General features: G+C 71.3%; 18 protein-coding genes and 1 pseudogene. 5 read left to right on the top strand and 14 right to left on the bottom strand.

The window, feature by feature from the left end; translation table 11 throughout:
- Positions 1-33 precede the first annotated feature (33 nt).
- The 10 genes and pseudogenes from ACIRR9_RS35690 to ACIRR9_RS35645 all read right to left on the bottom strand — a co-directional run bounded on the left by ACIRR9_RS35690 (position 34) and on the right by ACIRR9_RS35645 (position 11,278).
- Positions 34-861: a slipin family protein gene (locus ACIRR9_RS35690; RefSeq protein WP_123982185.1), complete on the bottom strand. Its 828-nt coding sequence runs from the start codon at positions 859-861 to the stop codon at positions 34-36.
- A 122-nt stretch (positions 862-983) separates the two neighbouring features.
- Complete coding sequence (locus tag ACIRR9_RS35685) at positions 984-1,883, bottom strand: S1 family peptidase (RefSeq protein ID WP_384561823.1); 900 nt, start codon at positions 1,881-1,883, stop codon at positions 984-986.
- 229 nt (positions 1,884-2,112) lie between these two features.
- Complete coding sequence (locus ACIRR9_RS35680; protein WP_403760660.1) at positions 2,113-2,889, bottom strand: DUF1684 domain-containing protein; 777 nt, start codon at positions 2,887-2,889, stop codon at positions 2,113-2,115.
- Between the two features lie 94 nt (positions 2,890-2,983).
- Positions 2,984-3,826 (bottom strand): FMNH2-dependent monooxygenase, encoded by an 843-nt coding sequence (locus ACIRR9_RS35675; protein ID WP_403760658.1) that lies wholly within the window; start codon positions 3,824-3,826, stop codon positions 2,984-2,986.
- A gap of 87 nt (positions 3,827-3,913) precedes the next feature.
- Entirely contained in the window at positions 3,914-5,671 is a 1,758-nt protein-coding gene (locus ACIRR9_RS35670; RefSeq protein WP_403760655.1) for an FAD/NAD(P)-binding protein, read from the bottom strand.
- 598 nt (positions 5,672-6,269) lie between these two features.
- The gene (locus tag ACIRR9_RS35665; protein WP_403760652.1) at positions 6,270-6,869 is read right to left on the bottom strand and encodes a GTP-binding protein; all 600 of its coding nucleotides are present in this window, start codon (positions 6,867-6,869) and stop codon (positions 6,270-6,272) included.
- Complete coding sequence (locus ACIRR9_RS35660; protein ID WP_403760649.1) at positions 6,853-7,206, bottom strand: DUF742 domain-containing protein; 354 nt, start codon at positions 7,204-7,206, stop codon at positions 6,853-6,855. Before ACIRR9_RS35660 ends, ACIRR9_RS35665 begins: the two co-directional genes overlap by 17 nt.
- Positions 7,203-7,631, bottom strand: coding sequence for a roadblock/LC7 domain-containing protein (locus ACIRR9_RS35655; RefSeq protein WP_352363571.1), 429 nt, complete (start codon positions 7,629-7,631; stop codon positions 7,203-7,205). The genes ACIRR9_RS35660 and ACIRR9_RS35655 overlap by 4 nt, the downstream gene beginning before the upstream one ends.
- A complete protein-coding gene (locus ACIRR9_RS35650; protein WP_403760645.1) occupies positions 7,628-9,940 on the bottom strand; it encodes a nitrate- and nitrite sensing domain-containing protein in 2,313 nt (770 codons plus the stop codon). The genes ACIRR9_RS35655 and ACIRR9_RS35650 overlap by 4 nt, the downstream gene beginning before the upstream one ends.
- A gap of 244 nt (positions 9,941-10,184) precedes the next feature.
- Positions 10,185-11,278: pseudogene (locus ACIRR9_RS35645) on the bottom strand (DUF5685 family protein).
- A gap of 315 nt (positions 11,279-11,593) precedes the next feature.
- Between ACIRR9_RS35645 and ACIRR9_RS35640 the strand changes: the two are divergent.
- Positions 11,594-12,037, top strand: a complete 444-nt coding sequence (locus ACIRR9_RS35640) for a cell division protein SepF (protein WP_365342332.1) — start codon at positions 11,594-11,596, stop codon at positions 12,035-12,037.
- A gap of 37 nt (positions 12,038-12,074) precedes the next feature.
- Here the strand turns inward: ACIRR9_RS35640 and ACIRR9_RS35635 are convergent, their stop codons facing one another.
- Together ACIRR9_RS35635 and ACIRR9_RS35630 are read right to left on the bottom strand one after the other, a co-directional pair.
- The gene (locus tag ACIRR9_RS35635) at positions 12,075-13,268 is read right to left on the bottom strand and encodes an acyl-CoA dehydrogenase family protein (RefSeq protein ID WP_403760641.1); all 1,194 of its coding nucleotides are present in this window, start codon (positions 13,266-13,268) and stop codon (positions 12,075-12,077) included.
- Between the two features lie 680 nt (positions 13,269-13,948).
- Positions 13,949-15,556, bottom strand: a complete 1,608-nt coding sequence (locus ACIRR9_RS35630; protein WP_403760638.1) for an MFS transporter — start codon at positions 15,554-15,556, stop codon at positions 13,949-13,951.
- Positions 15,557-15,816: 260 nt separating this feature from the next.
- Between ACIRR9_RS35630 and ACIRR9_RS35625 the strand changes: the two genes are divergently transcribed.
- Both ACIRR9_RS35625 and ACIRR9_RS35620 read left to right on the top strand, forming a co-directional pair.
- Positions 15,817-17,076: a mannosyltransferase family protein gene (locus ACIRR9_RS35625; RefSeq protein WP_403760635.1), complete on the top strand. Its 1,260-nt coding sequence runs from the start codon at positions 15,817-15,819 to the stop codon at positions 17,074-17,076.
- A gap of 238 nt (positions 17,077-17,314) precedes the next feature.
- Complete coding sequence (locus ACIRR9_RS35620; protein WP_123978245.1) at positions 17,315-18,349, top strand: phosphatase PAP2 family protein; 1,035 nt, start codon at positions 17,315-17,317, stop codon at positions 18,347-18,349.
- Between the two features lie 107 nt (positions 18,350-18,456).
- On the opposite strand, the gene ACIRR9_RS35615 is transcribed toward ACIRR9_RS35620, so the two are convergent.
- Together ACIRR9_RS35615 and ACIRR9_RS35610 are read right to left on the bottom strand one after the other, a co-directional pair.
- Positions 18,457-18,672: an I78 family peptidase inhibitor gene (locus tag ACIRR9_RS35615; protein WP_123978244.1), complete on the bottom strand. Its 216-nt coding sequence runs from the start codon at positions 18,670-18,672 to the stop codon at positions 18,457-18,459.
- Between the two features lie 435 nt (positions 18,673-19,107).
- Positions 19,108-19,782, bottom strand: coding sequence for a transglycosylase family protein (locus ACIRR9_RS35610; protein WP_403760631.1), 675 nt, complete (start codon positions 19,780-19,782; stop codon positions 19,108-19,110).
- Between the two features lie 541 nt (positions 19,783-20,323).
- Here ACIRR9_RS35610 and ACIRR9_RS35605 point away from each other — a divergent pair.
- Both ACIRR9_RS35605 and ACIRR9_RS35600 read left to right on the top strand, forming a co-directional pair.
- Complete coding sequence (locus tag ACIRR9_RS35605; protein WP_384561779.1) at positions 20,324-21,106, top strand: hypothetical protein; 783 nt, start codon at positions 20,324-20,326, stop codon at positions 21,104-21,106.
- 161 nt (positions 21,107-21,267) lie between these two features.
- On the top strand, positions 21,268-21,675 hold the full coding sequence (locus tag ACIRR9_RS35600) for a hypothetical protein (protein WP_403760629.1): 408 nt from the start codon (positions 21,268-21,270) through the stop codon (positions 21,673-21,675).
- Positions 21,676-21,800 lie beyond the last annotated feature (125 nt).

Raw genomic sequence — 21,800 nt, 5'->3', positions numbered from 1 at the left:
TACGTGCGAGTAACTATCGGCGAACAGTGACCTCTACCCCTGGCCGGAATTGGCCCCTGCCGACCCGCCCGCACCATCAGGCCCTGCCGCCGGGGGCAGTTGCTGCTGCGCCCGCTCCAGGAACCGCAGCAGCTCCACCGGGAACGGCAGCACCAGGGTCGAGTTCTTCTCCGCGGCGACCGCCACCACCGTCTGCAGCAGCCGCAGTTGCAGCGCGGCGGGCTGTTCCGACATCTCCTTGGCGGCCTCCGCGAGCTTCTTGGAGGCCTGCAGTTCGGCGTCGGCGTTGATGACCCGGGCCCGGCGCTCCCGGTCGGCCTCGGCCTGCCGGGCCATGGACCGCTTCATGGTCTCGGGCAGCGAGACGTCCTTGATGTCGACGCGGTCGATGGTGACACCCCACTCCACGGCCGGGCTGTCGATCATCAACTCCAGGCCCTGGTTGAGCTTTTCACGGTTCGACAGCAGGTCGTCCAGCTCGCTCTTGCCGATGATGGACCTGAGCGAGGTCTGCGCCATCTGCGAGACCGCGAACCGGTAGTCCTCGACCCGGACGACCGCCTCGGCGGGCGAGGTCACCCTGAAGTAGACGACGGCGTCGACCCGTACGGTCACGTTGTCCCGGGTGATGCCCTCCTGCGCGGGCACGGGCATCGTGACGATCTGCATGTTGACCTTCTGGAGCCGGTCCACGAACGGGACCACCATGGTGAACCCGGGTCCGCGCACCTCCGGCCGGAGCCGGCCGAGGCGGAACACCACGCCCCGCTCGTACTGTCTGACGACCCGTGCCGCGGCCAGCGCGTAGACCGCTCCGACGGACACGAGAGCGGCTCCCGCCGCCACCAGCGCCTCGACCATGCCGTCCCCCAAGGGGTGACTTCCAGGATCCTTTGACGGTAACCCCGCCCCCGGTCAAAGGGGAGCCCCCGTACGCCGGTTGCGTACGGGGGCCACTGCCGGGAGCTGATCCGTGTGGATCGTCAGCCGACGCTCACGCCGTAGTAGCTCAGCGCCTCGGTGACCGGCTGGAAGAAGGTCGTACCGCCGGAGGTGCAGTCGCCGCTGCCGCCGGAGGTCAGACCGTAGGCCACGGAACCGCCGTAGAGCGGGCCGCCGCTGTCGCCGCCCTCGGCGCAGACCGTGGTCTGGATCATGCCGTAGACGATGTCACCGCTGCCGTAGTTGACGGTGGCGTTGAGCGCGGTGACCCGGCCGCTGTGGGTGCCGGTGGTCGAACCGCGGCGGTACACCGTCGTCCCGACGCTGGGCGTGGCCGCGCTGGAGATGGTCTGGCTGCCGACCGCACTCGGGTGTGCGATCGAGGAGTTGGTGTACTGCACCAGCGCGAAGTCGTTCGTCGGGAAGCTGTAGCTGACGTTGGTGCCCAGGACCGTGGTGTGGCCGGAGTTGCTGTACCAGGTCGAGGCGACCTCACCGCAGTGCCCGGCGGTCAGGAAGTAGTACGTGCTGCCGCTGTGCACGTTGAAGCCGAGCGAACAGCGGTAGGCGCCGCCGTAGATGGCGTCGCCGCCGGTGATCAGCTTCTTGAAGGTGCCGGGGGTGCGCTTGATGGTGAGCGCGCCGGAGTTCGCGCCCGCCTGCCGCTTGATCTTGGCGATCTCGGCGTTGGAGACCGTGGAGTCGGCGGTGACGACGACACGGTCGGTCTTGCTGTCGACGGACCAGGCGGTGCCGGGGATGTCCGCCTTCAGAACGGAGCTGTTCACGGCCTTCAACTGGGTCGCGCTGAAGGTGTGAGCGTCACTCGCGTTCGCGGTGGGGACGGCGAACGCTGCCGCGGCCAGGAAACCGGTGCCCACGGCGATCAGCCGGGTCCGTCTCGTGATACCGCTGCGGGGGGTCGTGCGCTTGATCCTCACTTGTCGTTCCCTCCCAGGGGAAGTCGGGGGCCCGCGTGGGGTCGGGGCCCGTGAGGCGCAGCCAGGGGTGAACGCCCGGATTCCGAACACGCAATGCCCCTGACAAGCGCTGTGGGGGAGTATTCGGGCGAACGGCAGGTGGCCGCAAGAGTGCCTTTCGGCCGTGCGACTGTGAGTGAACTGTGGTGAATTTGTGCGATCTCGTTCCGGGTGTCTCCCGTCGTGTCCCTCAGCCCAGCCGGCGTTCCCCTGCCTCGACCGCGATACCGAGCGTGTTGCCCGGCGGCGGGAAGGGGCAGATGAAGTGGTCCGCGAAGGCGCACGGCGGCAGCTGCGCGCGGTTGAAGTCGATGGTGGTGGAACCGTCGGCGGCCGGGGCGGCCGAATAGAGGAACCTGAACCGGAAACTGCTGTGGCCGCTGGTGGCATCGGCGAACACCGCCCACAGCCGCCCGTCGGCCTGCTCGGCGACCCGGAGTGTCCGCTCCTCGCCCGCCACCGTGAACGTGAGCTCCCCGGCGAGCGCGAGCCCGCGCTCCACTCCGTCCGCGGTGGGGACGCGGACGGTGCTCCGCTCGTCGTACGGCGTGAAGCGCCCCGGCACCGACCAGTCCGGGTCGTAGGGGACGGCGTCGATGCCCCGGAAGGCGCGGCGCGTCCCGGCGGCCGGGTCGTAGTCCCGTACGCCCCAGACGCCCTCGCGGATCAGCACGACCAGCCGGCGCTCGCCGAGCGTGACCCGGGCCGCCGGTTCGCGGTCGGCGTCGAGCCGGATCTCACCGGCGAAGGGCTCGCCGTCCACGGCCAGGCCGTCGGCCGCCACCGCGGTGAGCACGACGGCATCGCCGTCGAGCACCCAGACACCGGGGACGCCGGGAAGCCGGCCGTCCGCATGGTCCTCGATCCAGTGGGTGCCGACCAGCGCGAGCGGTCCGTAGGGGTCCGAGACGGTCTCCACGCGGTGTTCGTGCCAGCGCTTCCAGTCCTCGAACGCGTCCGCGGTCATACGATCAGTCCTTTCACGGTTCTCTTCATGATCCGCATCATGTCTTTCCCCCTGCGCTCACCCAGTCCGTAACAGCCGGGCGTCCCCCGGTGTTTCACGGCGCCGCCAACCGGTCGGCGGGCCGGGAGAGACCAAGGTGCTCGCGCAGGGTGCTGCCCGGGTAGAAGGTGCGGAACAGGCCGCGGTGCTGGAGCAGCGCCACGGTGCCGTTGACCAGCCGTTCCAGGTCCCGGCGCGGCTCGGCGGGGACGAGGTGGAAGCCGTCGGTGGCGCCCTCGCCGTGCCAGGTGGCGATGAGTTCCGCCAGATCGACGGGACCGCCCCGGTACACCGGGCCCTGGACCGTCTGCCGGGGCCCACCGCCGCCGTGCCCCGGCTCGGCCGCGCGCTCCCCGTCGCCCAGATCCACCATGAGGCTCACCAGCACCCGCAGTGCGTCCGGATCCCGGCCCGCCGCCGCGGCCCCCGCCCGCAGTTCGTCCCGTACGGCGGCGGCCTGCGCGGAGCTCGCGGCCCGCACGACGGCGACATCGGCGTACCGGGCCACGGTCCGCCGGGCGGTCCCCTCGGTGGCGTCGGCCACCCGCACCGCGTACCCCTGCGAGGGACCCGGAGCGTCGCTCCCGTCGCTCTCGTCACTCCCGTCGCTCCACCAGCCGACCCGGCCCAGACCGGCCTGGTCGAGGTGGGCGACGGTGGTCCGGGGGGACGTCCCCACCGGCACCAGCCCGATCCGCCGGGTGGCCGGGGCCACCTGAGCCAGCACGGCGAGCGCGTCGGTCTCCGCCCATCCGAACCGTCCGTCGAGCGTCACGAAGTCCAGCCTCCCGCTCTCGGCGAGCCGTACCAGTTCGATGTGACGCTCCTCGTCGAACGCGCCGACCTGGTCCACGGCGGCGGCCAGATGCAACAGCCCCCGGCCGTACGAGCCGGTCATAAGGCACCAACCTCTCCGAAAGACATCCGCAAACCCCTCCTCCTCACAGCACCTTGGACAGAAACACCGGGACCGGACGGCGACGGACTACGCGGCGGCCCGGTCCGCCAGCTCGCGCAGGAAGACCAGTGCGGTGCGCGCCGTGGCGTCGTTCTGCCGGAACGCGGGCCCTCCGGTGCGCGGCCGGGTGAACGCGCCGGGCGTACGGCCGTCGGTGAACGGCCCGAGCGCGAACCGCCGGGGATGCGGACGCCCGCCCCCGTCGAGGATCCGCCCGTCGGCGGGGTCCACCCGGAGCAGCCCGTCGGGCGTCTCGGCGGCCCCGTCGCCCTGCAACTCGCGCAGCAGCGCGTCCCGGGCCCGTCCCACGGTCGGTTCGGGCAGCCGGGCCTCGACAAGGGCCCGCGCCTCCACGACGAACCCGGGCACGGTGTCGGCGGACGCCCGGAACACGCCGTCCTGCGCCGCCACGGTCATCCCGGCGCCGACGAACTTCAGCACCCCCGCCCGGGACAGCGCGAGCAGCTGCCGCAGCCGGGGGCCGGGCGGCCCGGAGGCGAGATAGCTGAAGAACCCGTGCCACCAGGGCCCGATGTTCCCGAGCCGGACCAACTGCCCGTAGACGGAGAGCAGTCCGAGGAACACCGCCAGGTCGGGGCTGTACCCGGGGTCGTGCCGGCGCCCCAGATCGGCCTCGACGTACTCACGCAGCCCTTCCTGGAACTCCTCGTGCGAGCCGTACCGCACCCCGTCCAGCGGCTGGTCCAGCGCCGTGAGATCGAGCCGGTCGGCCGGGTCGGGTACGGCGGCTGCGGCCAGCGCCCGCAGCTCGGCGTCCCCCTCGGCGGCGGCGTACTTCTCCTCGAAGTCGCGCCAGGCGACCGCCGTCCGCTCGGGATGGACGGTGAACAGCCGGTGGTAGTGGGCGAACCCCAACTCCTTGGCCACCAGCGGCCACACGTCCCGCCGGAAGTCGAAGCCGCCCGGCCTGGCCAGCAGCTCGGCGACCTCGTCGGGCCCGAAGAAGCGGGGCAGCGGCGGACGTTCGCCGGTCCAGTCGTAACCGATCTTCGAGTGGTACGGCACCCCGCGCCGCGACCCGACGTACAGCACCGGTTCCCGCCCGGACGGCACATAGGTGTCACCGTCGTACCGCCCGCCCCGGCCCTCGGTGAGCAGGACCATCAGGTCGACGAAGGCGAGACCGAACCCCCGGACGAGCACCGGTTCGCCGGGCCGCAGTGCGGACAGGTCGCTGTCGGCGGTGAAGTCGGGCGGCAGGTGGACCAGGCCGTGTGCGTCGGCGTACGCGGCCAACGCGGCCTGTTCCGGGTCGAGTTCGGCGTCCAGGTGACCGAGGGCGAGGACGACCAGGTCGGCGAGGAGCGGGCGCGGGCGGCCCTCCAGCCAGACCTGCTGGCGTCCCTCGCGCGGCCCGCTCACCCGCAGGGCGCGGCGCGGGTGGTGGTGGACGGTGATGCCGTCCGGCAGATCGGCGACGGCCCGGTCGTAGACGTGGCGCAGGTAGTGGCCCTGGATCTGCCGGTCGGCGAAGGTGGTGCCGGCCAGGCCGGCCCACTCGTGCAGGGTGGGGCCCTCGCGTACCGGCCCCGCCATGGTCACCGTCTCGTCGGTGAACATGGTGACGTCCTCGGCATGCGAGTTCATCCACAGCAGCGGCGACTGGGCGGCCCGCCAGATGCGTCCCGCGCCCGGTGGATGCGGGTCGACCAGATGGATGTCGAGGCCCGAACCGGCGTACAGCTCGGGCGCGTTGGCGGCGATGCGCTCCAGGAGACCGGTCCCCCGCGGCCCGGCCCCCACGATCACCAGCTGGGGCTTCATCGGGCCGTCTCCATCGAGGAGACGGCGTGCTCGGGTATACGGGGGACGGCGGGGGCTGAGGCGAGGGTGCCGGATGACATACGAAGGCTCCGTGACAGCTCAATCGAGCACGGTGGGTGCGGTGGATGCCTTCACACGGAGCGCCGTCGCGCGGCGCTCTTACGGCCGAGCCCCTCAGCAGGGCCGTCCGTCGACTCTACGGTGCCGTTTCCCCTCACTGTCAAGGTTGTCCAGAGTGTGAGCGGTGCGTCTCATGTCAGTTGACGGAAAACCGGAGACCTGTTCCACTTGGCCCATGCATCCGCAGCAGTGGCTGGTCACCCGCTCCCACATCGACTTCGGTCGAGTGTGGTCCTGTTCCTGTTGAGCTGACCCCCTGCGCGCCCCGCCGACGGCGGGGACTCTTCGCGTTCTTCCTCGCGCTTCACTCTCCGCCTTCACACGCGCACCCCTCCCCTCGCGCCCCGCACCCAAAAACAGACGCCGGATTCACGCGCCCCGAAGGGGCGCGGGGCTGCACAGATATGCGGCTCCGCCGCGTGGGCGCGAGCAACCAGACACAACCCGCACTCGCCACACACCCCGCGCCCCACGGCGACTAGCGCACAGCCATCGCCCTCTTCCTCGACGACCCGGACCTCACCCCGATCACCCGGTCCATCAGCGCGCCCAGCACATCCCGAACCGACCCGCGCTCCCGCGCATCGCACTCCAGTACCGGAACATCGGCCCTCAGGCCCAACGCCTCCCGGACCTCCTCCAGTTCGAACCGCTCGGCGCCGTCGAAGCGGTTCACGGCGAGGACGAAGGGCGCCCCGTGGGCCTCGAAGTAGTCGACGGCGGGGAAGCAGTCCTCGATCCGGCGTGTGTCCGCGAGGACCACCGTGCCCAGCGCGCCCTCCACCAGGTCGTCCCACAGGAACGAGAACCGGTCCTGCCCGGGAGTCCCGAACAGATACAGCGCGATGGACGGATCCAGCGTGATCCGGCCGAAGTCGAGGGCCACGGTGGTCGTCGTCTTGGACTCGACCCCGGCGAGGGAGTCGATGCCCACCGACACCTGGGTGATCGCCGCCTCCGTGTCCAGCGGTTCGATCTCCGAGATCGCGCCGATGAACGTCGTCTTGCCGACCCCGAGTCCTCCGCTCACCACGATCTTCACGGCGAGCGGCACGACCCTGTCAGAGCGCCCGGACATGGTCCCTGATCCTTTCGAGCATCTGGAGCGGCAGCTCCGCGGGTTGCCGGCAGGCGAGCTGTCCGGCGACGACGAGGTCGGAGATCAGCACCTTGGCGACTCCGAGGGGAACGCCGACCCGGTGCGCCACCTCGGCGACCGTCGTCGGCTGTGCGCACACCGCCACGATGTGCCGCCGTTCGAACGCGAGCGACTCGTCCGGTGTACCGACGGCCACCACCAGCGTCTCCAGCCGCAGATCGGACTGGAGCGGCTCGGCCCGCCCGCCGGTGATGATGAACGGCCGTACGAAGGACGTGTCCTCGGGTTCTACGTCCCTGGGCTGCTCCCCGTTCACCGGGGCAGCGCCTGCCGCAGATCGGCGATGAGCGTCGGCGTCAGCAGGTCCCCGGCCCGTTCCGCGAGCACCGCCATCTCGTAGCCGACCAGGCCGAGTTCACCGCTGGAGTCGGCGAGGACACCGAGACAGCTGCCGTCCCGGATCGCGGAGACCAGCAGGAAGCCGCGCCCCATCTCGATCATGATGAGTTTGACCCCGTCGAAGCTGTACCGCTTGGACGCGCTGCGCGCGAGCGACGACAGGCCGGACACGATCGCCGCGAGATGGTCGGCCTCGGTACGTCCGAGCCCGTCCGAGACGGCGATGAGCAGCCCGTCGGAGGAGACGGCGACGGCGTCCCGTACCCCGTCGGTGGACTTGACGAAGTTCGCGAGCAGCCAGTTGAAGGTCCGCGAGTCGTTGGGGGTGTCGACGGTGGTCACTTGGCTTCACCCTCGCCCTTCACATCGCCCTCGCTCTTCACGTCGCCCTGGCTCTTCACGTCACTCCCGTGGGCCGCTTCCTTCTCCCGTTTCTCCTTCTCCACACTGATCCCGCCCCGCATGTGCGCGCTGCGCAGCGTGGAGAGCATCCCGGAGATCTCCTCGGGGCTGCGCTGGGGCGTGGGTCCGGCGGGCGCCGGCCGGTCGGTCCGGTCGGTCTCGCTGACGGCGTCCGCGATCGCGCTGCGCTGGGGCCGCTTGACGAGCCCGTTGCGGGTGCGGGCGGCCGAGGTCCCCTTCTTCTGCTGCTGCTCGGGCCCGGCCTCGGCGGCGACGGCGACGAGCTGCACCTCGTCGGGCTCCTTGCGCGAGGCCGGTACGGCCCGCTGCCCGGCGGTCGCGGCCTGCTGGGGGGCGGCCACGGCCGCCGTGGCCGCCGTGGCTTCCGTGAGCAGGTTGACCGGGATGAGCACCCGGGCGACCACACCGGCGGCCGGTGCCTCGCCCAGCCGCACCTCGATCCCGCGCTTGCGGGCGAGCGCGCCGACCACGAAGTGGCCGAGGAACCGGGTCGGTTCGGCCATGAAGCTGGCGGTGCCGGAGAGCCGTACGTTGGCCTCGGCGATCGCCTGCGCGTCCATGCCCAGTCCGTGGTCGACGATGGCGACCAGGTAGCCGGCGCTGGTGCGGCGGCCCTCGATCTCCACGTCCGAGTCCGGCGGCGAGAAGCTCAGCGCGTTCTCGATCAGCTCGGCGAGGAGGTGCGCGACCTCGGCGACGACCGAGCCGGCGAGGTGGGCCGGTTCGACCCGGCGCAGGGTGACCCGGCGGTACTCCTCGACCTCGGCGAGCGAGGCCCGCAGCACGTCCGTGATGGTCAGCGGGGTGGACCAGGGGCGGGGGCTGGACTCCCCGGCGAGGACGAGGAGGCTCTCGGCGTTGCGGCGCATACGGGTGGCGAGGTGGTCCAGTTCGAAGAGGTTGGCGAGGGTCGCGGGGTCGGCGTCCTCGTGCTCCAGCTTGTTGATGAAGCCGATCTGGCGGCGCACCAGGTTCTGGTTGCGGCGGCCGAGGCTGACCAGCGAGTCGGTGGCGTTGCGGCGCAGCACGGCCTGTTCGGTGGCGAGGTCGTAGGCGGCGCGCTGTACCCGGTCGAAGGCCTCGGCGACCTCCTTGACCTCGGCGCCCGCCCGGACGGAGACGGCGAGCGGGGCGGGCGGTTCGGGGCTCTCGCCCGAGGAGCCGTCCTGGACGGCGGCGACGGCCTCGGGCAGCCGCTGCCCTGCGGTCTCCCGGGCCTGCTGGGCGAGTTCGGCCAGCGGCGCGGAGACGGACCGTACACAGTCCAGGGCGAGCGCGCCGAGCGCGGCGACGGTGCCGAGGGCGAGCAGCAGGAAGAGGAGCAGATCGCGCTGGGCGGTGCCCTCCAGGGCGGCGGCCCGGTTCTCGACGTCGGCGCCCAGGGAGACCTGGACGTCCCGCAGCCCGTTGATGGTGGCGGTCGTCGCGTCCCACCACTGCATGGGCGGGATGTCGCTCCACTTCAGCCTGCCGCCGCCGTGCACGGCCGTGCTCTCGTACGCCAGCATGCGCTCCGCGTCCGGGGTGCTCATGGCCGCGTCCAGGCGCCGCTGCTGGGCGTCGGAGGCCGAGCGGGGGAAGGCGTCGAGGGCGGCGAGGCGGCCGGCCCGGATCTCCATGAACCGGCTGTAGTCGTCGCCCTTGAACTGCCCGGCGCGCACCGAGCCGAGCACGATGGCGCGCTCCTCCCCGGTGAACTCCTTGGCGTTGCCGAGGATCTGCAGCGTCTGGTAGGCGTCGCGCAGGGTGGCGTCGTGGACGTCGCTCAGACCGAGGTCGAGCCGGTCGAGGACGGTGATGGTGGTGGTGAAGTAGTCGAAGGTGTCCTTCACCACGCCGGTGCGGTCGTCCGCGTGCTTGCGGATCCCGGCGAGTCCGTCGAGCCGCCCGAGGGACTCCCGTACCGAGCCGGCGGCCGCGTCGTCGCGGCCCTGGAGCGCCTTGTCCAGCCGGTCGCGGGCGGAGTCGGTGGCCTTGCGCTGTGCGGGCAGCTTGCCGCCGAACTCCTTGACGCCGCCGACGTATCCGGTGGTGAGACCGCGCTCCTTCTGGAGTTCGTGGATGAGGCCCTGGAGGGTGATCTCCAGGCGGGCGTTGTCCGCGGTGGCGGAGGCGTTGCGGTAGGCGGAGACCTGCTCTGCGGCGGCGACGCCCAGCAGCGTCAGCAGGACGGCGAGGGCGAGGACCAGAATCCTCAGAAGCCTTGTTCGAATGGTGGCTGCTTGCACGGAAGTGCCTTAATCAGGAGGCGAGTCGGTGGATACGCAGAACCGAGGCAGAAATGGTTCTGCGCTCCGGCCAACGAACCTCTCGGGGCAGCGGTCACCCGATCAAGTTTTTGTTTTACGTCCCGGAAACAGGATCGCGGAGAATCCCGAGGTGAAGCGTCGCGCCCGCCCCTCCCGTATACGGTGACCGGCACGCCCGTGCGTTGACGGCCGGGAGGCGCCCGCAGCCCGGTCCGCCGTTCGCTCAGCAGCCGTCGCACGGACAGCAGCAATCGCAGCCGTCGCATCCATCACAACCGTCACATCCGTCGCACGGGCAGTCGCAGTCGCAGTTCTGACAGCAGCCCTCGCGTTTCCTCCTCGACCAGGGCCCCTCGTACTCCTCCGCGCAGCACATCCGGCAGCTGCAGCACAGCAGCGCGAACATCCCGCATCCCGCCAGGAAGTCCCGCTTCTCGGGTGGGGCCTCCGGTCCCGGCCCATGGGCCGCATGGGCCGAGCAGCCCGGCGCGGTCCCGAACGCCCGGTCCACCGAGCGCCCCAGTTCGTGCACGAGCAGCAGATGGGCCAGCCCGCCGTCCGCGAACTCCGCGTCCCGCAGCACAAGGCGGATCCCGCGCAGCGCGTCGTCGGCGAGCCGCCGGGCCTCGGCCACCGGGGTCCCGGTGGCGGATGGGGGTCCCCCCGCGCGAGCGAAGCCGAGAGTGGGGGAGGGTTCCAGGCGCCCGAGGCCGCGTCGGCGGCCCGGTCCTCCACGGCGTCCAGCAGATGCGCGAGCCGGCCGAAGTAGCGCCCGGCCTCGGCGAGCGGTCCGGCGTTGCCCGGCCGGCCGGCCGGGACGGCGGTGTGCGCGAAGGCGGCGGCGGTGGCCGTCTCGGTCGGTTCGGTCACCGTCAGCAGGGGTGTCCCCGGTCCCGCGAGCGCCTCGATGCCGAGTTGGCGGTCGACGGCGTCGACGAGGATCCCGGTGTCGAACCCGACCGCCGTCCCCCCGCGGGCCCCCGCCCACCCCCAGCCGGCGGCGACCCGGCGGGCGGCGGCCGCGACCGGACGGCGCGCCAGCAGACCGTCCCCGTCGGCGACATGGTCACGCACCTTGGCCGAGGCGAGCACCAGTGAGACGGCGGCGGCGAGCCACGCGCCCTCGCCCCGCGCGACGGAGGCGGTGCGCATCCCGCGCAGGGGGCACGGCCCGGCCGTACGCCGCCAGTCGTCCGTCCGCGGTGCCTGAGCCTCCGTCAAGACGGATATCAGCAGCCCGTCGTAGTTCGTCACGAGCCGTGCGAACTGTCCGTGGTCGCCGCGCAGCGCAAGACACAGCCCGCACAGGTGCGCCATCCACTGGTCCCTGAATCTCTTACCGAGCCGATGACCACACGGTCTGACCATCCCGAACCCGTCCGAAATCCCCCTCAACCGGTTCACCCGGACGTACGGTTCGTCACCCATACGCCCGGAACAATCATATTTCACTCACAGTCAGCAGCCGTGTGAGCTAAGGCCCTTGGCACAACTGGGCTCTCGACGTATTCGCTCTGCACCAGTACCGTCACAAACCCCCCGCGCGGCGTCTATCCACTTGGCGCGCCATCCGCATCATGGACGACCATAGGGATGCGGAAGCATGAAAGACCGCTGTGAGAGGAGGCGTCCATGGGATCGGTACGCAAGGCGAGTGCCTGGCTTGGCCTCGTCGACGACAACGATGACGAGCGCTACTACGACGACGACTACTCCGAAGGGACCGAGCAGCCCCACGGGGATGCCTGGGTCACCGACCCTAGGGTCAGGGTGGCCTCGGACACCGCCGAGGAGAAGGGCCGCCGGATCGGCACGGTCACCCCGGACAGCTTCCGGGACGCCCGTGCGATCGGTGAGCTGTTCCGCGAGGGTGTGCCGGTCATCGTGAACCTCACGGCCATGGAGCCGGGCGACGCCAAGCGTGTCGTCGACTTCGCGGCCGGGCTGACCTTCGGTCTGCGCGGCACCATCGAGCGGGTCGCCACCCGGGTCTTCCTGCTGACCCCCTCGAACACCGAGATCGTCAACGGTGAGCCGGCCAGGCGCCGGGAGGACGGCTTCTTCAACCAGAGCTGAGGCAGGGCCGCTCACCGGCCCTGCCCCCGCGCAGGGTTCACCGGAAGGCGTCGAGTCCGGTGAGCGCCTTGCCCAGCACCAGCTGGTGCATCTCGACGGTGCCCTCGTAGGTGAGCACCGACTCGAGGTTGGTCGCGTGCCGCATCACGGGGTACTCCAGCGAGATCCCGTTCGCCCCGAGAATCGTCCGCGCCGTACGGCAGATCTCGATCGCCTCCCGTACGTTGTTGAGCTTGCCGAAGCTGACCTGCTCGGGACGCAGGCGGCCGGCATCCATCCGCCGCCCCAGATGATGGGCGAGCAGGATCCCCTTGTGCAGTTCGACCGCCATGTCGGCGAGTTTGGCCTGGGTGAGCTGGAAGCCGCCGATGGGCCGACCGAACTGCTCCCGCGACTTCGCGTAGTCGACGGCGGTCTCGAAGCAGGTGCGGGCCGCGCCCATGGCGCCCCACACGATCCCGTAGCGAGCGTGCGACAGACAGCTGAGCGGCCCCTTGAGCCCGGTGACCTCGGGCAGTACGGCATCGGCGGGCAGCCGTACGTCGTCCAGCACCAGCTCACTGGTGACACTCGCCCGCAGCGACCACTTGTGCTTGATCTCGGGCGCCGAGAACCCGGGTGTGTCGGTGGGTACGACGAACCCGCGGATCCCGTTGTCGCTCTGCGCCCATACGACGGCGACGCCCGCGACCGAGCCGTTGGTGATCCACATCTTCCGCCCGTTGAGCACCCAGTCGCCGCCGGGCTCACGCCTGGCGTGCGTCCGCATGGCGGCCGGGTCGGAACCGTGGTCGGGCTCGGTGAGCCCGAAGCACCCGATGGTGTCACCGGCGGCCATGCCCGGCAGCCACCGCTGCTTCTGCGCTTCGCTGCCGAAGCGGTGGATGGCGTACATGGCGAGGGACCCCTGTACGGAGACGAGCGACCGGATGCCCGAGTCGGCGGCCTCCAGCTCCAGACAGGCGAGCCCGTACTGCACGGCGGACGCGCCCGCACACCCATACCCGTCGAGTGACATCCCGAGGGCCCCGATCGACCCGAGTTCCTTGGCGAGCTCCCTGATGCCGGGCAGCTCACCGCTCTCGTACCACTCGGCGACGTACGGCAGCACACGGTCCGCCGCCCAGCTCCGCACGGTGTCCCGCACGGCGAGATCCTCCGGCTCCAGGAGATCGTCGATACCGAGCGGGTCACCGGGATCGAACGGAGGCAACTTCACGGACGCGGACATGGAACCCTCCCAAAAACTAGCACCGCTAGTTACATCGGCTATGTGCAGTCTCCCTGTTCTCCCACCCCCGCACCACCCGTGCGAGCCACCAACAAGGTGGACGCCGCCCGTGGGACACATCCACCGCCGACGCCCACCGGTCCCCGACGCAACCCACGAATCCCCATCGGCCCCCACCCACGAATCCCCATCGGTCCCCACCCACGCCCTCTCCCCCAACCACACGCCACACCCCCCACACCCCCGCCTCCCGCCTCCCGCCTCCCGCCTCCCGCAGCCCACAGCCCACAGCCCACAGCCCACAGCCCACAGCCGCCAGCCGCCAGCCGCCAGCCGCCAGCCGCCAGCCGCCAGCCGCCAACGGCGAACTGCCCCCGCGGGAGAGGTCCACCTTGTTGGTGACTCGCACGGGCGGCGCGTGGGCGGGGAAAGCCCTGGCCCGCACCCGCCGACGGCGCAACACCCCCACAGGTCGGATCACCCCTCCACCAACCCGCACAGGCGGCGCATGGGTGGGGAGGCCGCCGACGGCGAAGTACCCCCGCAGGTCGGTCCGCCCCTCCCCCAACCCGCACAGGCCGTGCGTGGGTGGGGAGGCCGCCGACGGCGAAGCACCCCCGCAGGTCGGTCCGCCCCTCTGCCAAGCCGCACGGGTGGTGCGTGGGTGGGCGGAGGTGGGGTCAGGCCGAGACGCGGGAGCGGGAAGGTTCCCGGGGTGCGGGGACCTCCACCGGGGTCTCCTCGCACTGCATGGCCCGCGGCAACCGCAGCGCCATCACCGCCCCCAGGAGCAGCAGCCCCGCGCTCACCAGCAGCGTCACATGCAGCCCGTGCACGAAGGAGTCCCGCGCCGCATGCCGCAGCGCCGCGCCCGCCACTCCGCCCAGCCGCCCGGCGACCTCGTACGCCTCCCCCAGCGAGTGTCCCGCCGCGGCCGACGCCGACGCCGGTACGCCCGGTACCCGGGACAGCCCCGGCGTGTACGCCGCGTTCATCACGCTGCCCAGCAACGCGATCCCGATCCCCGCGCCCAGCTGGTACGACGTCTCGCCGATCGCCGCCGCCCCGCCGGCCTGCGCCGCCGGTGCCTCGCTCAGCATCGACTCGTACGCCCCGAAGAGCGTGGTCTCCAGCCCGAACCCGAGCAGCAGGAAGCCGACCAGCAGCAGGGCCGGGTTGTCGGTCCCGCCCATCGCCGTCAGCGTCAGCACCGCCGCCGCGGTCAGGCAGAAGCCGAAGCACACCATCCGGCGCGGCCCGAAGCGCCGCAGCAGCCGCGCCCCGGCCAGCCCCGCCGCCATCGCGGCGAGCGTCAGCGGCAGCAGTCGTAGACCCGTCTGCAGAGGGGACAGGCCCAGGACCAGCTGCAGGTACTGCGCGGCGATCAGTTCAAGACCCACCAGCGCGAGCATCGCCAGCACGATGCAGCCGACCGCCGTACTGAACGCCGGCCGCGCGAACATCCTCAGGTCCACCAGCGGGAACGCACGGCGTCGCTGCCGTCGTACGAAGAGGAACAGCAGCAGCGCCCCCAGCACCAACGGCGCCACGGTCAGCGCACTGCCCGCCGGTTCGCCGCCGCCCAGCCGCTTCACGGCGAAGACCACGCCGAACAGGCCGGCCGCCGCCATCAGCGCGCCGACCACGTCCCAGGGGCCGTCGCGGTCGCCGTGGGACTCGGGGAGAAGAAAGCGGCCCACCGGGAGGCTGACCAGCATCAGCGGGATGTTGACCAGGAAGACGGAGCCCCACCAGAAGTGTTCGAGGAGGAAGCCGCCGAGGAGGGGGCCGACGGCCGCGCCGACCGCGGCGACAGCGCTCCAGATACCGATGGCGAGGGCCCGCTCACGGCGGTCGGGGAAGACCTGCCGGAGGATCGACAGCGTCGCGGGCATGATCATCGCACCGCCCACACCGAGTAGCGCCCGCGCCATGATCAGCATCGCCGCGCTCGGCGCGACCGCGGCCGCCGCGGAGGCGACGCCGAACAGGGTGTAGCCGAGGAGCAGGACGCGCCGCCGGCCCACGCGGTCGCCGAGCGTGCCGAAGAGGATCAGCAGCGAGGCGCAGACCAGCGGGTAGACGTCGACGATCCAGAGCAGCTCCATGGCGCCGGGTTTGAGGTCCGCGGTGACGGCGGGCACCGCGACATGCAGCACGGTCGCGTCGAGGGCGACCAGCAGCAGGCTGACGCAGAGAACGACGAGGACGACCCAGCGGTTGGCACCGGCACCGGCCACGGGCGCCCGACAGTGCGGCCGTGCGGCCGCCGTGGTCGTCCCGGACATCTACGAACCTCCCAGATGATCCCTCGCGTGCGGCGGATCGGCGGGGTGGGGACTCCCCGTCGTACGGCCGGAGAGGAGCGGGGTCTCCGGCCCGCGCATACGAACGCGAGTGACACGTCAGCGTACGCGAGTTCGTTCCAGGGGCACGTGGCGGACCTCTCACACTCTCCACAGAACTCATGTGGCGTACGCCACTGGCCCCGCTGTGCAGCACGCCCCGGCGGGGCCTCCGGTTCCGCGGCCCGTCGATAATCGAGCCCGTGACCGATCTTGGAACGCCCCTGGCTCCACCGCGCGCCCCGGCCCTGCGCCGGGCGGCGCCGGCCCTGCTCGGGTACGCGGCCGTGCGCGCCCTGGGCCTGGTCGTGCTGGCCGTGTGGAGCGGGGCGCGCGGCAAGAGCGCGTACCACTTGTTGACGGCTCGCTGGGACTCGCTGTGGTACACGCGGGTCGCCGAGCTCGGGTACGGCTACGAGGTGCGGCTGCCGAACGGCGACGTCCACTCCAACCTGGCCTTCTTCCCGCTGCTGCCCTGGCTGGAGCGCCTGCTGCACGCCTGCACGCCCCTCACGTACGCCGGCGCGGGCTTCACCGTCAGCCTGCTCGCCTCGCTCGCCGCGGCCTGGGGGATCTTCGCGGTCGCGGACCTCGTGTACGGCCGGCGGGTGGGGGTCTGCACGGTGCTGCTGTGGGCCGTCCTGCCCGTCGGGATCGTGCAGTCGATGGCGTACAGCGAGTCGCTGTTCACGGCGCTGGCCGCATGGTCGCTGTACGCCGTGCTGACCGGTCGCTGGGTGACCGCCGGGGCGCTGGCCGCGCTGGCGGGGCTGACCCGGCCGGTGGGCCTTGCCGTGGTGGCGGCGGTGTGGACGGCGGGGGCGGTCTCGTTCGTGCGGGATCGGAGCGGGGGCTTGCGGGACCGGGGTACGGACGATGCGGGCGGCGCACATGGGGACGAACACGCCCCCGCCTTGCCCAGCGCCGCCCGCGCCCGGCGCGTGGTGCGGACGACCGGCGCACCGCCCTGGCGGCGCGCCCTCGGCATGCTCCTCGCCCCCGTCGGCACCGCCGCCTATGTCCTGTGGGTCGGCCACCGCACCGGCAAGGGCCCGCTCGGCTATCTGGACGTCCAGGCGGGCTGGCGCAACGGCTTCGACGGCGGCTATGCGTTCGCACGCTTCGTCGGCGACAAGTTCACGTCATTTCCGTCCGCTCTGGCCGGAGCGGGTTTGATCGTGGGCGTCGGCCTCCTGCTGTGGCTCTACGTGATCGGCGTCCGCCGGCGGCAGCCGCTTCCCCTGCTGGTCTACACCGGTGTCGTCCTCGCACTGGCACTGTGCGCGTCGAGCTACTTCGGCTCCAAGCCGCGGCTGCTGATGCCGGCCTTCCCGGTGCTGCTGCCCCTCGCCCTGGCCCTCGCACGGTTGCGCACCCGCAGAACGGCGCTGGTCACCGCGGGGATCGCGGTGGTGGCGGCGGTGTATGGCGCGTTCTGGCTGAACGGGTCCGGGCCTCCATGATCATTTCGGTGGCGCCGATGAGCAGCCGGAGAATTCCGCCCCATGCCTTGGTTAACGAATTCATAAGCGGCATAAAACGGCGACCCGGCATGATCAAAGGAATTGAAGGGCAGACACGCCGAGGATTACGGAATCCTTAGAATTCGGTGACCTCCTGAGAGGTTTCCCACATCACATCGTCATCACAAAGCCGCTGTTTCGACCGGGAACAGAGCTCACTCGCTGTAACGTCGATTGAGTGCGTACCGAACGAAACCTGACCCGTCTGGACCGGGTGTTCGCCAGGCTGGACCGTGAGCCGGAACGGCCGGCCCACATTGATGTGCCGAAGATGAGCCGGCACCGGGTCGTGTTGTTCACCGCGACCCTCGCCTTCTACCTGGCGATCGTGTGGGCCGTCGTGATCACGTCGTGGCTGGTCCGGCTCGACTGGCAGGTCATGTTCTTCCGGCCGTACCAGCAGTGGGCGGGGATCCACTGGTTCGTCGATTACTACGTGGTCCTCGGCCAGCGCGGCCCGACGGCCGTGATGGTCGCGTCCTGGCTGGGCTGGCGCTCGTGGCGGCAGCACACCCTGCGTCCGCTGCTGACGCTCGGTGTCTCCCTGCTGCTGCTCAACATCACGGTCGGCGCCGCCAAGCTCGGCATGGGGCGCCTCGGACCGCACTACGCGACCGTGATCGGCTCGAACGAGATGGGCCTGGGCGGCGATATATTTCCCAGCGGCCATACCGCGAACGCGGTGTTGACCTGGGGAATTCTGGCGTATCTGGCCTCCACCCCGAGAGCCCGCCGCTGGCTGTCCGCGGCCTCCGCGATCACCTCCCTCGGTGTCGGCATGTCCACCGTCTACCTCGGTACGCACTGGCTGAGCGACGTGTTGCTGGGCTGGGCCGCGGGACTGCTGATCCTGCTGGCGCTGCCGTGGTGCGAACCGTTCATCGACCGCACCGAGACCCAGATCTTCGACCTGCGCGACCGTCTGCGCGACCGCCGGCGTTCCCGCCGCGGCAGCACGGTGCCCGCGCCGGTTCCGGTGCCGGTGGCGCTCAAGCCGCGTCCGGCGCCCGCCGGGGACTCGCCGGCCCCGGAGCTCGAACCGGTCCCCTCGGGCCGCCAGCCCCGGGCCCCGATCCATCTCGCGCCCGGCCCGCACACGGCCCGCTCGGAGCGCACCCCGGTGACGCCGGCGGGCAGCCGCCGCCCACCGCACTCCGACCGCCTGCCGCGCGGCACCGCCACCCCGGCGGCCCGCCCGCTGACGGGCGGCTGACGGGCGGCCCACGGAAGCACGACGGGGTCCGGTACGCACCAACCAGCCCCGCACAGCGAAAGGCCCCGGTTCCCCCTGCGGGAACCGGGGCCTTCGCCGTCGTACGGTCAGCCCTTCCAGGCGCGCGCCACGACACCGTCCCGTACCTCGAAGTTGAGCCGCCCCGCCCGGTACTCCATGGTGATGATCGCGCCCGGCGGCAGCGCACGCACCGTCGGCCACCCGCGATCCCGGGCGAGCCGCTCCGCGTCGCCCGCGTCGAGGCCTACGTACCCTTCCGGGCTGTCCTGGGGCTCCGTCGGCGGAGTCGGATTCGGTGCCATGCGGCCACGCTATCCCGAGTCCGGTCCCGGTCACACTTCTGTCACAGAATCACGACACGCGTTTGTACCGAAGCCAGTCACACGTACGAGCGGTTCCGTACGCCTTCCTGGCGCATTCGAACGCAATTCCCTGAAGCCGGTAGGGTCTTCCGAAAAGCCGCCGGAAAGGACCGGGAGCAAGGACCGGAAGCGGGGGCCGAGGGCGCCGCCGGGGCCCAATTCATTCCGAATCCACGGACCGTCGCGGCAGCTGACACCGCATAAGAGTTTCACCGCTTCGGCACAGAACCCCCCTGCGGCGGCGGGCCGGCCGTGCGTGAATCGGCATCACATCGGGACGCGCGGCCTCGTTTTGGAGCATCCACCCGCCCCCGCACAACACACCACGCCCCGCCCGGTCGGACCGGGCGGGGCGGTGCGGAGCAGGGGCGCGCGTCAGAGCGCGAGGCGCTGCCCGGGCATGATGAGGTTCGGGTCGTCGCCGATGACGGCCTTGTTGGCGGCGTAGAGACGCTGCCAGGTGGTGCCGTGCCGCTCGGCGATCTGGCTCAGGGTGTCGCCCTCGATGACGGTGTAGTCACCCCGGGACGAGCTGCGGCCGGAGTGCGGCGCCGAGCGCTGCGGCGTCTTCGCCGCGGGGGTCGACTTCCTGGCCGGCGTCGACTTCGTCGCCGACTCCGTGCTGCTCTTCGTGGTCACCGAGGCGCTCTCGGGCGCCGAGCCGGTCGCTCCGGCCCGCCCCGAGCAGACCGGCCACGCGCCCCAGCCCTGGGCGTGCTGAACCTTGGTGGCGACGGCTATCTGCGCTTCCCTGGAGGCCTGGTCGGCCGTCCCCGCATAGGCGGAGCCGCCGTACGCGCGCCAGGTAGAGGCGGAGAACTGGAGTCCGCCGTAGTAGCCGTTGCCGGTGTTGATGTGCCAGTTGCCGCCGCTCTCGCACTGGGCGATGCGGTCCCACACTCCGTTGTCCGCCGCCGCGGCGTTGCCGGTCGCGGCCAGCAGGCCCAGCGGGGCGAGCAGCGCCGCTCCGGCCAGAGCAGCGGTCGTACGGCCCTTGCGGGAGCCGTTCTTGGCGACGGTCTCACGGGTGGTATCGGCACACTCGGACATGTATTTCCCTCTCCACGTACCCAGGCTCCCCCGGGCGAGGCGCGGCCCCCGCGCATGGACGCGGTCGGTCGCGCTCGCCCCGTCCGCCGCGGCCGGTGCCTGCGGTGGTGCTCTGCCTGGTGCCGGCCGGCGGACGTACCCGAGCGGTGCTAGTTGCACACGGCGGAGGAATCTAGGGACCTGGAACGCCCGAAATCAACCAACTGCCCGTCAGGCCAGGCCAGTTCTGCGTTACCCGTGGTAGCATCGATTTTCGGCCACCCACTTCATTCCCTGATTTCATGATTTGTCGACCATGGGTTCGACGGATCTGTGATTCACTTCACCGCGTCAAATCCCTTTGGCTTGCGAAGAGTTGACGATGAGTGCGGGATTCCGCACCGAGCGTGACCCTGTGCAGCGGATGGTTCGATCCCGATCCCCTCGGTGCGTGACCCCCACCACAGATCACCCGTTGTCTTCTTCATGAGCCCGCAACCCCGGGGGCTCACGGACCGGGAGCCCCCCGGGCCTTCACGCACCGCATCCCGAGGGAGCCACCGTGCCGCGCATGCTCGACGTCAGCAACGAGGTACGCGCCGAGATCGGCGACGAAGAAGCCGACCGGCTGCTCGCCGGAGACAACGCCCCCGGCAGTTACGACTGCACGTCCTGCCGTACCCCGGGCGACTCCGAACAGGAGCGCACCAGCACCGTCCTGTTCATCGGGGACGAGACCGCCGTCCTCGCCTTCGCCCACGCCAGCTGCCTGCCCTCGCAGGTCGTCCAGGTCACCGAGGAGCAGCTGCAGGGCGCGGTCCGCTCCATCAGCGGCGACAGCGCGCCCGGCGGCCCGCAGAAGTCCGTGCCCGAGCAGGCGGTACTCGGGGTGACCAGCGGACTGGTGCTGATCGCCGGTGAGTTGCACCCCGCGCTCGTGGTCGAGCCGACCTCGCCGATCGCGCGGCCCGGCACGGACGGGGTCGGCGACGACTTCCTGCCGCTCCTCATCGAGCAGGGCTTCATGCCGATGACCCAGCTGGCCGCGGTGCCGCCGGTGCTGCACGGGTGGTCGGTGCTGCTGGCGGTCGGTCAGCTGCACGCGGTGCTGCAGCCCGGGGCGAACGGCGGGCAGCCGGTCGCCTGGTGGCAGGCGCACCAGCCGTTGCAGGTGACCGACGGGTGGCGGGCGGCGGCGAACAAGCACCAGCAGGTGCTGATGTTCGCGGCGCCGGTGGGGTCGATCGGGCGGCAGCCGCGGGAGGACCTGCTGCGGGATGCGATCGACAAAGCGGCCGCGAATGGGAAGCTGGTGGCGGCGGCGTTGCCTCTTGCCGGAGTCTGAGGGTCGCCCAAGGGGGTGGGGACTGCTGCGTATGGGCGGCTGCGGGTGGTTCGTGGCTGATCGCGCCCACGCGGCGGTAGCCGCAAATAAATGCAGTCCCGCGCCCCTAAAGGGGCGTCAACGAGCCGCATCTCTTCACGAACCCGGTCGTTTGGACATACGTGCACGCATACGACCTTCCGCCCCGCCGACCGTCCTTCTCCGTCGTTCCGCCCGCTCGGACGGCTCAGGACGCCTCGAGCGGGGTCTCGGCCACGCCGATCTACGACTCGCTCTACACGGAGTGGGTCAAGAGCTTCCGTACGCTGCCGGGTGACCGCAGCGGCGAGGAGGAACTGGGGTTCGTCGCCTTCGGGAACACCCCGTTCAGCACCGGCACCTACGGCCTGGGGTCGTACGGGGGGAGCTCGTACAGCGCGTACAGCGCGGGTGCCTACAGCGCCCGGCACGGCGGCGATCAGCCGCAGCCGCCGCAGTGGCAGCGGATCGGGACGCTCGGGCGGTCCCAGGACGCCGGGATGAGCCCTGTCCCCGCGGCGCTTCCGCCGGGCCCGCGCCGGGGTCTGTGACAGATGCCCGAGGGGCGGGCCCCCGGGGCGGGGGGCCCCCCCCCGGGCGGCGGCCACATATGCATGCCCCCACAACTTAATAGCGCCCCCCCACGACCGCGCCCCCCCCGAGATATTGCTACGGC

Origin of the sequence: Streptomyces sp. NPDC101234 (assembly GCF_044767525.1) — a bacterium.
Lineage (GTDB): Bacteria > Actinomycetota > Actinomycetes > Streptomycetales > Streptomycetaceae > Streptomyces > Streptomyces sasae.
Note: the sequence above shows the minus strand (reverse complement) of the source record. Positions and strands in the feature narration are given on the sequence as shown.

What these genes read in the sequence shown, in the direction of transcription:
- ACIRR9_RS35670 (WP_403760655.1), bottom strand. Translation starts at nt 5,671, where the DNA reads ATGAAGCCCCAGCTGGTGATCGTGGGGGCCGGGCCGCGGGGGACCGGT.
- ACIRR9_RS35630 (WP_403760638.1), bottom strand. Translation starts at nt 15,556, where the DNA reads ATGTCCGGGACGACCACGGCGGCCGCACGGCCGCACTGTCGGGCGCCC.
- ACIRR9_RS35640 (WP_365342332.1), top strand. Translation starts at nt 11,594, where the DNA reads ATGGGATCGGTACGCAAGGCGAGTGCCTGGCTTGGCCTCGTCGACGAC.
- ACIRR9_RS35610 (WP_403760631.1), bottom strand. Translation starts at nt 19,782, where the DNA reads ATGTCCGAGTGTGCCGATACCACCCGTGAGACCGTCGCCAAGAACGGC.
- ACIRR9_RS35675 (WP_403760658.1), bottom strand. Translation starts at nt 3,826, where the DNA reads ATGACCGGCTCGTACGGCCGGGGGCTGTTGCATCTGGCCGCCGCCGTG.
- ACIRR9_RS35690 (WP_123982185.1), bottom strand. Translation starts at nt 861, where the DNA reads ATGGTCGAGGCGCTGGTGGCGGCGGGAGCCGCTCTCGTGTCCGTCGGA.
- ACIRR9_RS35665 (WP_403760652.1), bottom strand. Translation starts at nt 6,869, where the DNA reads ATGTCCGGGCGCTCTGACAGGGTCGTGCCGCTCGCCGTGAAGATCGTG.
- ACIRR9_RS35635 (WP_403760641.1), bottom strand. Translation starts at nt 13,268, where the DNA reads ATGTCCGCGTCCGTGAAGTTGCCTCCGTTCGATCCCGGTGACCCGCTC.
- ACIRR9_RS35615 (WP_123978244.1), bottom strand. Translation starts at nt 18,672, where the DNA reads ATGGCACCGAATCCGACTCCGCCGACGGAGCCCCAGGACAGCCCGGAA.
- ACIRR9_RS35680 (WP_403760660.1), bottom strand. Translation starts at nt 2,889, where the DNA reads ATGACCGCGGACGCGTTCGAGGACTGGAAGCGCTGGCACGAACACCGC.